Source organism: Flavobacterium cupreum, assembly GCF_003996965.1.
GTDB classification, from domain to species: Bacteria; Bacteroidota; Bacteroidia; order Flavobacteriales; family Flavobacteriaceae; genus Flavobacterium; species Flavobacterium cupreum.
The window spans coordinates 160,555-172,012 of the sequence record NZ_QWDM01000001.1 but is presented as its reverse complement, the minus strand read 5'-3'; the positions used below and the strand labels follow the sequence as shown (position 1 = coordinate 172,012).

At 42.3% G+C, this 11,458-nt stretch carries 10 protein-coding genes; 2 read left to right on the top strand and 8 right to left on the bottom strand.

The window, feature by feature from the left end:
- Window positions 1-31 precede the first annotated feature (31 nt).
- Window positions 32-2,419: a TonB-dependent siderophore receptor gene (locus D0817_RS00730; RefSeq protein ID WP_127336472.1), complete on the top strand. Its 2,388-nt coding sequence runs from the start codon at window positions 32-34 to the stop codon at window positions 2,417-2,419.
- Between the two features lie 58 nt (window positions 2,420-2,477).
- Window positions 2,478-3,590 (top strand): PepSY-associated TM helix domain-containing protein, encoded by a 1,113-nt coding sequence (locus tag D0817_RS00725; protein ID WP_127336471.1) that lies wholly within the window; start codon window positions 2,478-2,480, stop codon window positions 3,588-3,590.
- Between the two features lie 17 nt (window positions 3,591-3,607).
- Here D0817_RS00725 and D0817_RS00720 read toward each other — a convergent pair whose 3' ends face one another.
- From D0817_RS00720 to D0817_RS00680, 8 genes are all read right to left on the bottom strand, one after another.
- The gene (locus tag D0817_RS00720; RefSeq protein WP_127336470.1) at window positions 3,608-4,009 is read right to left on the bottom strand and encodes a hypothetical protein; all 402 of its coding nucleotides are present in this window, start codon (window positions 4,007-4,009) and stop codon (window positions 3,608-3,610) included.
- A 61-nt stretch (window positions 4,010-4,070) separates the two neighbouring features.
- The gene (locus tag D0817_RS00715; RefSeq protein ID WP_127336469.1) at window positions 4,071-4,625 is read right to left on the bottom strand and encodes a YceI family protein; all 555 of its coding nucleotides are present in this window, start codon (window positions 4,623-4,625) and stop codon (window positions 4,071-4,073) included.
- 5 nt (window positions 4,626-4,630) lie between these two features.
- Window positions 4,631-5,011 (bottom strand): cytochrome c, encoded by a 381-nt coding sequence (locus D0817_RS00710; RefSeq protein ID WP_127336468.1) that lies wholly within the window; start codon window positions 5,009-5,011, stop codon window positions 4,631-4,633.
- A gap of 351 nt (window positions 5,012-5,362) precedes the next feature.
- On the bottom strand, window positions 5,363-6,205 hold the full coding sequence (locus D0817_RS00700; protein ID WP_127336466.1) for a DUF5777 family beta-barrel protein: 843 nt from the start codon (window positions 6,203-6,205) through the stop codon (window positions 5,363-5,365).
- A gap of 19 nt (window positions 6,206-6,224) precedes the next feature.
- Window positions 6,225-6,617 (bottom strand): OB-fold protein, encoded by a 393-nt coding sequence (locus D0817_RS00695; protein ID WP_127336465.1) that lies wholly within the window; start codon window positions 6,615-6,617, stop codon window positions 6,225-6,227.
- 116 nt (window positions 6,618-6,733) lie between these two features.
- Entirely contained in the window at window positions 6,734-7,642 is a 909-nt protein-coding gene (locus D0817_RS00690; protein ID WP_127336464.1) for a COG4315 family predicted lipoprotein, read from the bottom strand.
- 353 nt (window positions 7,643-7,995) lie between these two features.
- Window positions 7,996-10,500, bottom strand: coding sequence for a TonB-dependent receptor (locus D0817_RS00685; protein WP_238160791.1), 2,505 nt, complete (start codon window positions 10,498-10,500; stop codon window positions 7,996-7,998).
- A gap of 27 nt (window positions 10,501-10,527) precedes the next feature.
- On the bottom strand, window positions 10,528-11,427 hold the full coding sequence (locus D0817_RS00680; protein WP_127336462.1) for a FecR family protein: 900 nt from the start codon (window positions 11,425-11,427) through the stop codon (window positions 10,528-10,530).
- Window positions 11,428-11,458: the final 31 nt, after the last annotated feature.

The window sequence follows — 11,458 nt, the reverse complement described above, 5'->3', positions numbered from 1 at the left end:
ATTCTAAATAAAAATAACCATTTTAATTCACATGAAAATAAATACTAATCCGCTTGTAAATAATGTTTTAGCTAAAATAGCAGGGCTGCTTATTTTGCTTTTTTTATGCCCGGCAACAGCTTTTTCGCAATCCAGCAGCGGTACAATATCAGGCAAGGTTCTGGTAAAAGACGGAAATTCTGTACAAGGTGCAAAAGTAAAAATTGCCGAATTAAATAAGACAGCTATTACTGATACCGATGGCAGTTATGAACTCAAAAATATCCCTTTCGGAACGTATGTAGTCGAAGTTACAATGAACGGTTATGATTCATCACCGGCTTCCGTCGTAATCGATCAGAATAATACGGCCGTCCAATTGGATTTTGAACTGATCTACACCTCACAGAAATTAGAGGAAGTGATTATCAGTTCGGGAGGAAACCGATTTGCCCGAAAAGAAAGCGAAGAAGTTTCTAAAATGAAACTTAAGAATATGGAAAACCCTCAGGTCTACACGATCGTAAGTAAGGAGCTGATGAAAGAGCAGGTGGTAACCGATTACAACAGTGCCTTTAAAAACGTTCCGGGAGCCGGTATTGCCGAAGTTCGAAACCAGGGACGAACCACTAATATCTCAAGAGGTTTTGCGACGCCGCAGCTCGTACGCAACGGGGTGGGCAGTTTTACCTACAATTCTATTGATCCGGCCAATTTAGAACGCATTGAAGTGATTAAAGGACCATCGGCGACATTGTTCGGGAGTACGATTTCTTCTTTTGGAGGTTTGTTCAACAGGGTAACCAAAAAGCCTTTCGATTTCTTCAAAGGGGAAGTTTCGTATTCCGCTGCAGATTGGGACCTGAACCGTTTTACGGCTGATATCAATACGCCTCTGAATGACGATAAAACAGCGCTTTTCAGAATCAATACCGCTTTGCACAGTGAGCGTAGTTTTCAGGATGCCGGATTTAACAAAAGCTTTTTCATAGCGCCAAGTTTCTCTTATGCCGTAAACGAAAGGCTGACTTTGCTTATTGATGCCGAGTTCAGTACATCAAAGGGAACTTCACCAACACGACTGGCACCCTACACCGGAAAAGACGCTACAGCCAGAAGCATCACCGAAATGGGCATTCCGTATAAACTTTCTTTCGCCAACAATACCGTAAATTATACCGGACAGCAATACAATATATTTGCGCAGTTAAAGTATAAAATATCAGACGAATGGACGTCGCAGACTATTGTGTCGCGTACCCGCTCTTCAGCAGAGGGCTATACGGTCTCGTTAACCGCTTTGAGCAATACAACCCTGAGACAGGCGGTTACGAAACAGGATAATCCGTATTACGGAACCGATATTCAGCAAAATTTCAATGGTGATTTCAAAATAGGAAAATTGCGTAACAGGGTCGTGGCCGGTTTCGATTTCTACAGCCTTCGCGCCACCCGTAATGATGCGACCGTCAACATGAAAGCACTCAACTATAAAAAGCCGGGGGATGACTACAATAATTTCACTGCCGTTAAAATAGACCCCTTATTTTTAGCAACGACGGTTAAATTCAGTAATTATGTCTCTAATAACGAGCGAACCTATAGCGCCTATGTATCAGACGTACTTAATATTACAGACAAATTAATTGTAATGGGCGGGGTACGGGCAGACCGTTATATCAACAAAGGGGTTTATTACCCAAGCCGCGATTCATTGGTAGGAACTTACAATCAGACCGCGTTTTCGCCAAGAGTGGGTGCCGTATATCAGATTGTAAAAGAAAAAGTATCTGTATTTGCCAATTATATGAACGGCTTCAACAATGTGGGCGGATCCGATTTTAACGGAAATACGTTCAAGCCTAACCAGGCCAACCAGTTAGAAGGAGGGGTTAAATTTGACTTTAATAAAATCAGCGCCACTTTAAGTTATTATGACATTCAGGTAACCAATATCACCCGTGATGATCCGGATAACCCTAACTTTCTGCTTCAGGACGGTACACAGCTTAGCAAAGGATTTGAAGCCGAATTGATTGCCAACCCGATTCGCGGCCTGAATATCGTAGCCGGTTATACCTATAATGACAGCAGGTATACCAAAGCAAATGCCACCATCAACGGATTGCGCCCTACAACAGCAGGCTCGCCAAGAACCGCCAACCTGTGGGCCAGTTACCGTCTGGCTGAAGGATCTTTTTCGGGGCTGGGAGTAGGTTTCGGAGGGATTTACGGAAGTGAATATTACCAGACCAACACCACAAACTTTCAGTTTAGCATTCCTTCGTATACAGTTCTGGATGCTTCGGTATTCTATGACAGGCCCAAGTACAGACTGGGATTAAAAGTAGATAACCTGACCAACGAAAAATACTGGTCGTATCGTTTGGCCGCACAAAATCCGACAAGGGTTACGGGCAATATTACCTTTAAATTCTAGGTATCCGTCTGGCTATTTTTAAAAGCGTATTTTCTATATTTGGACTTTACTATACTGTATGACAAAAGGATTTAAAAAAGCAGTTCGACAAATACATTTATGGCTCGGTTTAGCATCGGGCCTTATTGTTTTCATCATCAGCATTACAGGTTTCCTGTATGTTTTCGAAGAAGAAATCCGCGAGGTGGCGCAGCAGGAATACCTCCATGTTCCCGTTCAGGAGAAACCCTTTATCGGTCTTACGACCATCATCGGGAATTACAAACAGCTTGACCCGAAACAGAAAATCACGGCGATAAAAATAACGAACGAAGAACCAAACGCAACGGTTCAGCTCTCCACCAAAAAGAAAAAGACCTACTACTTTAATCCGTACGACGGAAGCCTTGTCAATCAAAAAGGCGCAGACTGGCTCAATACGGTTCTGGAAATACACCGTACCCTTTTATTGGGAGATGTCGGAGAGTTCATTCAGGGCTGGTCGGTGGTGATTTTTTTGATCATGCTGATCACGGGACTTATTTTATGGTTCCCGAAGCAAAGGCGTCTGGTAAAACAGTCGCTTCAGGTAAAATGGAGCGGTTCTTTGAAAAGGGTCAATTACGACCTGCATCAGGTGTTGGGGTTTTATGCTTCAATAGTGTTGCTGCTCATTGCATTTTCCGGACTCTATTTTAAATTCGATACGGCCAAAAAAGCAGTCAATGTAGTGACGCGAACCACTTTAAGCAAAGGAACAGCAGCCGTGCCTCCGGTAAAAATAGATTCGACGACCATTGCGGTTCGGTACAACAAAATTTACGAAACGTTGAACGCCCAATACCCGGGGGCTTCTTCCATTAGTTTTTCGGTTCGAAAGACAGGGGAACTGAGAGTACGAATGATTTATCCGAATCAATGGGCAAGTGCCAGAAATCAGAATATCATTTTCTTTGATGGAAAAACGGGACAGTTACTACGAACCAAATTGTACCGGGACAACAATGCCGCAGATGTATACGAAGCCAGCAATCACGATTTGCATACGGGCACTTTCTTCGGACTGGCGGGTAAAATACTGTGGAGTCTGGTGAGCCTGATTGGTGCTTCTCTTCCCATAACCGGATTTATCATCTGGTGGAAGAAAGGAAAAAAATCAAAAGGGAAAAAAGTAAAAAAAATAAAAGGGTAGAACTGTTGTATTCGGTCTTACGCGCTGTGGTTCGAATTAAAATACCGCAGAATCTGTTTGGGCGTGGCGATCACTTTGCTGCGAACAGGGTCAAACCATTCCACCTCTTTGGTGACGGCAGCACAGCATTCGTTTTTGGAATTGAAAAAGTAGCTTTCCATAATGATCTTGTCGGCAATATAACACTGTTTCATCTCCACGAAAAAGGATTCGGTAAACATCAGGTCCTTATAAGAAACTAAGGCATGATGGCCTTCCTGCAGACCCAGCTGCAGCGTCCTGAGCCTTTCTTTCGAAAATCCGTTTTCAAATAAAAAATGATACAATACACGAAGCGTATACGAAATGTAGGCCGTACTTTCCATGACCATATTATCATTGACATCTTCTCCTGAAACAACATAATTTTTGCAGATCATATAAAGGGAATTAGGGGTTGAAAAAAAGAGGCCGGCCTGACGACTGGCCTCCGGGCAATACTTATTTAACCAATAAAAAATTGTAAGTAACTTTTATTTTGTCCGCAATTTTTTTACGCACCAGACTTGGTATTTCGATGCCGTAATCTTCCGGTTTTACGTCAAAGGAACCTGTGGCAATAACGCCGTTGGCCGCTTTCGAAATTTTTACCGTAACCGCTATCGGTTTTGTTTTTCCGTGAATGGTAAGATCGCCTTTCAGCGTAAAATTTTTATCGGTATTCGTTACTTTCGAAAGGTCAAAATCTTCTATTTTACCTTTTAAGGTAGCTTTCGAAAATTTTTCAGATTCCATGTAATTTTCGTTGAAATGTTCCTCCATTAAGGCCACCTTAAAACGAAACCCTTTAATAAGGACCAAAGCCGCGAAATCTCCGTTAGACTGCTCTAAAACCGCAGAGACACTTTTGTTTTCGGCAGCCACTTCTTCGTTGGAAGGCGTGGAAGCCTGAAATTTGATACTTCCCGTTTTGGTGATCAGCTTTTGCGCCACTGCAGTGGCAGGTACAGTGCTAATCGCGAGTAAGAGGAAGAAATGAATAACTGTTTTTCTCATGATGATTAATTTTCTTTAAGTCCGTCCGTATTCCATTTTACAATCACATCAATATTGGCCTGAGACATTCTGCCTGCCTGGGGCATGATGCCCTGCTGGCCATTCTGCAACTGAATGCGGTTTAATAAACCGCCGTTTTCAACCGCTGCTTTAACCTCCGCATAGGTAGTCAGCGGCCTGAAAGAAGCCGATCTTCCGCTTTGGTGACAGCCGACACAATTCGCATCAATTATCGATTTTGCATTTTTAGTATAACTAAAGCTCGCCACAGGATCCGGATTTGGCGTTCCTGTTGTCGGTGGCGCTTCAATATCCTGATACGTATCGGAATCACTACAGCCTGCAATTGCAGCCATAAGAAGGGTAAGGGCTATTATTTTTTTCATAATTGTTGTTATTTAGGTGGGTTGTGAGTTGTTGGTTATGGGTTGTGTGTTATGGGTTATGGGTTGTGGGTTATGAGTTGTGGGTTGTGTGTTATGGGTTGTGTGTTATGGGTTATGGGTTGTGAGTTGTGTGTTATGTGTTATGAGTTATGGGTTGTGTGTTTGGGGTTAGATGTAAGGAGGGAGTCGCTTGTAAATCTCTCATTCTCACATTATCCAATTATCAAATTCTCCCATTCTCTAATTATCAAATTATCCAATTATCAAATTATCCAATTATCAAATTATCCAATTATCTCATTCTCACATTATCCAATTCTCAAATTATCTCATTCTCACATTATCCAATTCTTAAAACACCCTATACAGGTTAAATCCAAAGAAGAAATCGCCTTTGCCCCAATCGCCGGAGGCATTCGTAAGGTAACCGCTCTCGTTCATTGCCTGTGAATTGGTGAAGATCAACTGAAAGACATGCCCGCCGGTTTCGATATCCAGACCTACTGATAGTGGATTTTTGTAAAAATCGGGCGTGTCAAAGTTGTGCATGTACTCTAAGTTCACCGATAATCTTTTGGTGATTTTATAACGTCCGCCGCCGCCAAAAGAAAACTGATTGTCGTTTTCGATGGCCGGATTGTGCAGGTTTTTATGAATGAAAGACGGTACTAATTCTAACGATAGTTTTTCACTTACTTTTCTGGAAACCAGCAATTGCTGTACATACGTCATACGATGTTTGAATTCCAGCCCCGGATACTGATCTTTTTCCAAAAAAGTATTGATGTCCGCCACACTGTACCCGACAATATCTACCGGAAAACTGGCATCTTGTCGCGCCATTCGGTATTTCACGCCGGTTTCGTACATCTTGTTAAGGGTATGTCGGGAGAGACTAACCGATAACCAGTCGGTCACACCATAAATACCGCCCAGTTTCGTGGTTGCGTTATCAAGACCAAAAAAACTGTCAAAACCGTCTTTAACGGTACCAAAACGGTGAGACACTACAAAATAGAATTCTTTTTTTGCTGCCATTTTGGTTGTTTGCAAAGTGACCAGCTGTAAAGCCTTAAAAGTAGCCGTCGAATAGGTAGGTTCTACCTGAGTCGAATCGAGATCCTTTAGCAGATCATCCTGCGAATAGGCCATGGTAGCCAGAAAAAGGCAGATTGGAACTAAAAATTTTTTCATAATTACAATAATTGTGGGGTTAATTAAGGATACACTGGTCCAGTTTCACTTCCTGAAAAAGTTCATCATACCCGATACATTTGCCTTTAACGGTTACTTTGTGATCGAGCTTTTTTTCTTTTATTTTTCGGGTAAACAGGCAGAAAACAGTATTTTCGAGTGTGATTACAGAATCCGTTTCTTTGGTAACAGTACCCGTGATGGCAATGGTTTTATTGAGATACAGGGCATCCGCTTTTTTCGGATCAGCGTTGTACTCTTCGAGTAATTTTCCGGCTGTGATACTGAAATCCGGACTTTCTGCGGCTATATTGCGGGCTTCCTTAAACAGAAATCCGTAATAAAAATAAATACCCGCCGAAGCCATGATCAGTACGGCCGCGATGCTAAATAGGATTCTTTTTCTTTTCATAATAATGCTTTAATTGTCAGGTAGAAGTAAGGCTCTTTTATTTCAAACGAGCCCGGTGAAAAACCGGACTCCTCTGAGATATAATGTTGCTGTCAGTCAGTAGAAAATGCTGCTGCTTAGATTGCAAGCGGCAAATCTTTCACCGGTACCGGCCAAACGCCCGGAGCAGGGAAACTAATGCCTTTATTGGCACCTCTAACGTTGGCATCCTGTCCGAAATAATACAAAGGCCAGCCGTTGTACACCAGTTGCGATTTACCAAATACGGTAATCACAGAAAATTTAGTTTTGTCCAGAACAGAAGGCACCACAATTTTATCGGTTTCATAGATCGGCCAAACCGCATTGTTGGAGAAATCAGCTTTTGTAAAATTGTTTTTCTTGAAATTATCGTTCTTAAACGTATACAATGTGATTCCTTTCGCATCGGTAAAATAAGTCGTTACACCATCTCCCACCGTATAATCAGATTTGTAGTTTTTACCATCATGGCCCACCAGCTGGCTTCGTACCAACAGGATCGAATAATCGGGTTTGGCAATAAACCAGACACCGCCAACACCGTCACCGGTTGTTTTACCTGCCGCTTCCGGTACATTCGTTCCGGCACCGCCATACCCGTCACCCGAAGAAAGCGGTGCATAGTAGTATAATGGCCAGCCTTTATAAGTCACTTGTTTTTTGGCAGAAGCCGTAGTGATCGTTCCAAAATCAGCTAAGTTTAGTCCGTCACCCAATTTATCAGCCGTCAGATTATCGACATTAAAAAGAGGCCATACCGCTTCACATCCTCCGGTACAAGAAGCCTGTCCGTTGGCATCCGTGGCAAAAAAGTACAAAGCTCTTCCGTCCTTATCCGAAAGGTAAGAACCTAAAGTAGCACTGGTAGAAAGGGAGATTTCTTTTTTAACAACTGTCGGCGGCGTAACAGGAGGAGTGTCCCCATCACTGTCACTGCTGCAGCTTACAAAAAAGGTAGTTGCCATAAGAGCAACAAATGCGAATGTAGTTTGTTTTAATTTCATGGTTTTTAAATTTTAATTTGATACGTGGGGTAGTTTTGAGTTATGAGTTATGAGTTTTGAGTTATGGGTTATGAGTTATGGGTTATGAGTTATGGGTTATGAGTTATGGGTTATGGGTTATGGGTTTTGAGTTATGAGTTTTAAGTCTTAGTCTCTCCCATAGCTATCGGGATCATTCTCAGTTCTATACTCTATATTCTATACTCTATATTCTCACTTTTCACATCTAACTCAAAACCCATAACTGATAATAAAACAGTCTCATAGCAGGTTACCCTACCAAAGAATCGATATTTTATTAAAAAAAAGTAAAAAAAGGGAAGTAAAGCTTTACAAAAGACTGAAATACAGCTTTATAAAGAAATTCTAAAACTCACATTCGGAGTTCTTTGCAGTGCGAAAGTTTCCACTTCCTCGATGGAATTGGTAAGCGAACTGATGCGGTAATATTCGCTGATTTCGTTTTTGCGGTTCAGGATGTTCAGGATGGAGAGGCCTGCTTTGTACTGAATGCCATTCGCCGTTTCCCACTTGTAGGTAGCGGAAAGATTGACCTGCGAAAAGATGTGCAGGTTGGTATTGTTGGGTTTGTTGTACACCAATACCGGAGTTGAAGGGTCTATTTGCGAAACATCGGCAGAAGTTTTGGGCCTGCCGGAAGACCATTTGGTGCCCAGGGCAATCTTGAAATTGTTTTTCTCATAAATAGCGGCCCACGACAAGGTATGTGTCAGCTCAAAATTGTTCGGAAAAGTGGGGTATTCATAATCCGGAAAATGGTAATTGTTTTTATTGTAGGTATAGCTGAACCAGGTCAGGAAGTGGTTGATTTTTTTCTGAATCAGGAATTCGGTGCCCAAAACCTCATAATCGCCTGTGGTACGTACAAACTCCAATTGGTTCTGGAATCCCTGGCTCGAAGTAATGATGCCGTTGACCTTTTTATAAAAATTTTCAATATCCAGCAGCCAGTCGTTTTCTTTGTAGCATACATTTACCGAGACCTGCCTGCTTCGCTGAATTGGGACAGTGCTATTATTGGAGATGATCCAGCGTCTTTTTTCAATACCGAAATAATCTTTCTGCAGATCAATAATTTGCTGCGAATTCTGGCTTTTCAGTTCACCCAGCAGTTCGATACTGACACTTTTACTAATGCCGTAGCGCAATTGCAGGCGCGGTTCTAGGCTGTATTTTTTAAACTTTTCAATATAATTAATCCGCGCTCCGGCCTTCAGGGAGAGTCGGGAGAGGGTATCGCTGTATTTTCCTTCCAGAATCAGGGCATGGGTTCGCAGCACGTCTTTGACCCTGCGGTAGAAGTCCGGATTGGTCACCTGCTCTAAGTTGGTAATGCCTGTTTCGTTGTACTGATAGCCATTGTTAAAACTAAATTTAGGGGTAAGTATATGGTTGTTTTCTACATTAAACCCATTATTGTTTACGGTATTTTCCTGAATCAGGGTTTGGTTGGCATTCGTCGTTTTTTGGTTGCCCAGCAGCTCGTACGACGAGTTGTAGATATTAATTTTAGTCGTGTTAAAAGGGTTCCAGTTTCTTTTCCAGGACAAGTTGCCGCCGTAATTCTGCTGGCGCAGCACATTGTTTTCCGATCGGTTGATGGCATAGAAAGTGGCACTCTGAAAAACTTCCAGATTGTCTTTTATGGTAATTAAATCCAGTACGATCTGGTCTTTGGAGCCTATTTTTTGGGCATATTTCAGCGTGGCATCATAAAAACCGAATTTCTTGTCACTATGATAATCGACATCGTGTTTTTGGGCAAAATCGGTGATGGTGGTGTTTTGAAATACCTTATTAAAATATTCCTTGTAGGTGGGGGTTTCAACAAAATCAGTAATCGATTTACGGGCCGAAATTTCGATGTAACTCTTTTTCGAAAGATTGTACTTGCCGTACACATCGGCATTGATCATATTGATTCCGGCGCTGAAACTATTTTTCTCTGCCGTTTCCGGAGTGGAAGAAATAGCGACCACGCTCGAAACACTTTCGCCGTAAAAAGCCGAACTTCCGTTTTTATAGATCGAAATGGTGTGTGCCAGATTCGGATTAAAAACCGAGATTAAACCAAAAAAATGTCCCGTTTGAAACATGCGGATCCCGTTCCACAAAAACAAATTCTGATCGTGGGTACCGCCGCGCACGTTGATGCTCGACACACTTTCGTCCAGACTGTTCACGCCCGGAATCTGCTGCATGGTCTGCAGGGCATCGGGTTCGATAAGCCCTGGAAGGATTCCGAATTTCTTGGGTTTGATTTCAAAAGAACCATCGGTATTTTTGGAAATGCCCGAAGCCAGCACCGCACTGGCCCTGATTTCTTCGAGTTCGGTAATTTCAGGTTCCAGAAAGATTTGCAGGCAATTTTCATCAGGACGAACAGACGTAATTTTTTGGGAGACAAACCCCACATGACTGACGCCAAAAGCAGTAACCTCGCCTGGATCCAACTCAAAATACCCGTTAAAATCCGTGGCAATCTTTGTCCCGTTCGCTAAGCTGATATTTGCATTTTCAATAGGCTTTTTATCGCCAGCCCCAAAAACATAACCACAGAGCAGCGGAGCTGTATTTTCCTTCTTATAAATATTAATAAAGCGGTTGCCGATATTTTCAAAAGACAAATGCGTTTTTTGCGCCAGATACCGCAGTTTCTGGTCTAACGAAAGTGACTTTTTTGGCATAGGGCATTGCAGCCCCGCGATAAGATCCTCGGTATAATTAAAACTCATCTGATGCTGCTGCTCGATAGCTATGATGATTTTCTGAAAAGGCATGACTTTTCCTTTGTCCTGAGCAAAAAGGTTCAGGGCAAGGAAAAAGGGGAGAAACAAAAAATGAACTTGTTTGGGGAGCAACATTTATTTTTCGTCAAAAATTATTTTAGTGTCAGCGCCTTTTCTGGCTTCTAAATGATAGGTCGTACTAATAATCTGTAAAGCTACGGTCAGGTCATTGGCCGGTAATTTTCCGGTAAACAAAGCCGTCGTATCTTTGGTATGCAATTCGATTTTAATGTTGTATTGTCTTTCGACTTCCTCCAGCAGGCTTTTGATGTTTTCCTTATAAAAACAAATCTGATGGTTCATCCATTCGGGCTGCTGGGCAGCGACGTTTCTGTTGACTTGTTTCCCGTTTTCAAAACTCACGCTTTGTCCGTGCGTCAGCAGGATTTGGGTATTGGCATAATTGACTTTTACGCGTCCTTCATAACACACGACATCAAACCTGTTTTTTCGGGCTTTTACGTTAAACTGTGTTCCCAGTACTGTTACTTTTCCGAGATTGGTCTGCACCTCAAAACGGCGGCCTTTCGCTACCCTGAAATAGGCTTCGCCCTGTAGTTCGAGGTGCCTGTGGTGTTCCCAGTTCCATTTTTTATAGTGTATTTCAGAACCGGAATTCAGTACTACTTCCGAGTGGTCCGGTAACGAAAAAGTCATTTTTTCTCCCAAACCGGCCTTTTGCGTCTGCGGCAGTACAAATTGCATCACCATGGTAATTCCAAGCGCCAGTACAAAGATCGCTGCGGCACGAAACGCCCATTTTTTATAGAGCGGAACTACTTTTGGTGTTGCTTTTTTCTGACTCAAAATGTTCGACAACATTGCATTTTCGTCCAGTTCACCCACCTCCAGATGTTCCGTGTACCTTTTTATTTTCTCGTATTTTTCAAAATCGGGACTTGCCTTAAATTCGGCCAGCTCTTCTTCATTCAAATCATTGCTGAGCCATTTTGCCAATAAGCGATTTTCTTTCATTGTACTCGTATTATGTTAGTAAAACAATCGG

Bases quoted from the DNA above. Each gene is read 5' to 3' on its own strand.
- D0817_RS00730 (WP_127336472.1), top strand. From the start codon at position 32: ATGAAAATAAATACTAATCCGCTTGTAAATAATGTTTTAGCTAAAATA.
- D0817_RS00725 (WP_127336471.1), top strand. From the start codon at position 2,478: ATGACAAAAGGATTTAAAAAAGCAGTTCGACAAATACATTTATGGCTC.
- D0817_RS00720 (WP_127336470.1), bottom strand. From the start codon at position 4,009: ATGATCTGCAAAAATTATGTTGTTTCAGGAGAAGATGTCAATGATAAT.
- D0817_RS00715 (WP_127336469.1), bottom strand. From the start codon at position 4,625: ATGAGAAAAACAGTTATTCATTTCTTCCTCTTACTCGCGATTAGCACT.
- D0817_RS00710 (WP_127336468.1), bottom strand. From the start codon at position 5,011: ATGAAAAAAATAATAGCCCTTACCCTTCTTATGGCTGCAATTGCAGGC.
- D0817_RS00700 (WP_127336466.1), bottom strand. From the start codon at position 6,205: ATGAAAAAATTTTTAGTTCCAATCTGCCTTTTTCTGGCTACCATGGCC.
- D0817_RS00695 (WP_127336465.1), bottom strand. From the start codon at position 6,617: ATGAAAAGAAAAAGAATCCTATTTAGCATCGCGGCCGTACTGATCATG.
- D0817_RS00690 (WP_127336464.1), bottom strand. From the start codon at position 7,642: ATGAAATTAAAACAAACTACATTCGCATTTGTTGCTCTTATGGCAACT.
- D0817_RS00680 (WP_127336462.1), bottom strand. From the start codon at position 11,427: ATGAAAGAAAATCGCTTATTGGCAAAATGGCTCAGCAATGATTTGAAT.